Here is a 1,479-nt window from a genome sequence, read left to right as displayed (position 1 = left end):
AGATGTATTTTTACATTTTAATGCAAAAGGACATGTACTGACCCCAAAAAGTTGGACAAATTAATTTAACTAGCTAATAAGGATTGATTTCTGTAAGAAGCAGGAGTTAATCCTTTTAATTTTTCCTTTATTCTTTTGTTATTGTAATAATATATATAATCTTCTATTGCTTCTTTCAATTCTTCTAATGTTTTGTACTTTGCTTCTTGTTCATAAAACATTTCTGATTTTAATATTCCAAAGAAACATTCCATTAATCCATTATCTAAACTGTTTCCTTTTCTTGACATACTTTGGGTTATCTTCTTTTCTTTTAACCTTTCCTGATATAAATTATGCTGATACTGCCAGCCTTGATCACTATGAAATATCAAATCCTCATAATTCTCATTTTCTTTAAATGCCAAATTTAACATATGATTTATCTGATCCAAGTTAGCACTTCTCGAAATATCATATGAAACTATATATCTTCCATAAGCATCCAATATTGGAGATAAGTATAACTTTTCCCCTCTTAGATTAAATTCTGTTACATCTGTAAACCACTTCTGATTCGGAGCTGTTGCTTCAAAATCTCTCTTGATATGGTTATTAGCTATCTTTCCTATTTGACCTTTGTATGAAGAATATTTTCTCTTTTTACGGATAATACTCTGTAAATTAAATTTCTTCATAATCCTCTGCACCTTTTTATGATTAATATTGAATCCTTGATTCTTTAATTCCAACGTTATTCTACGATAACCGTATCTTCCTTTATTCGCATAGTAAATTTCTTTAATTTTTTCAATAATCTCTTTATTCTTCTCATCAATATCTTTTTTGTTAATATAGTAGTAATATACCGATTTTGATATTCCGGCAATTTTTAATAACATTTTGAAAGGGTATTTAGCTATAAGTTCGGCTATTACTCTTACTTTTTCTTCTCTTTTAGCTCCCTTTCCTGAACTAGAGCTCTCAATTTTTTTAAGTATTCATTCTCAGCTTTAAGATAAAGTATTTCATCTTCCAATTGTTTAATCTTATCTTTTTCAGATAATGCTTTATCATTTCTTTTCTTAGGTTTAGTCATAGATTTAGGTTTCCTTCCTCTTTTCTTTTCTATAACATTATACCCGTTTTCTTTAAATTTTGAAAGCCAATTATCTAAAATTCCCCTAGAAATTAATCCGATATCTATTGCAACAGAACGAGCAGATTCAAAATTAACTAAAACTCTATTAATTGTCTGCAATTTAAATTCTTTAGAATAATATTTATTTTTATCATTTCTTAGAATATCATATCCATGTTTTTCAATTAAAGCAATTAAATAATTTATAGTAGATTTGTAAACATTAAAAGATTTAGCTAATGAAGAAATAGTTTCACCTTTTTTTCTTCTTTCATATATTTCAATTTTATCTTTTCTTGTTAATTTACTCATAAAAACTGCACCTAAAATCTTGGACACAAGATTGGAGGTGCAGTACA

1 protein-coding gene is annotated in these 1,479 nt (G+C 27.0%); it reads right to left on the bottom strand.

Annotated features, from left to right (window positions below; translation table 11 throughout):
* Positions 1–65: 65 nt before the first annotated feature.
* A protein-coding gene (locus HMPREF1984_RS11095) for an IS3 family transposase (protein ID WP_232219670.1) occupies positions 66–1,432 on the bottom strand; the annotation gives its coding sequence in 2 pieces (ribosomal slippage) (positions 66–922 and positions 922–1,432; 1,368 coding nt in all).
* Positions 1,433–1,479 lie beyond the last annotated feature (47 nt).

It is taken from the genome of Leptotrichia sp. oral taxon 215 str. W9775, from assembly GCF_000469505.1.
GTDB lineage: Bacteria > Fusobacteriota > Fusobacteriia > Fusobacteriales > Leptotrichiaceae > Leptotrichia_A.
Note: the sequence above shows the minus strand (reverse complement) of the source record. Positions and strands in the feature narration are given on the sequence as shown.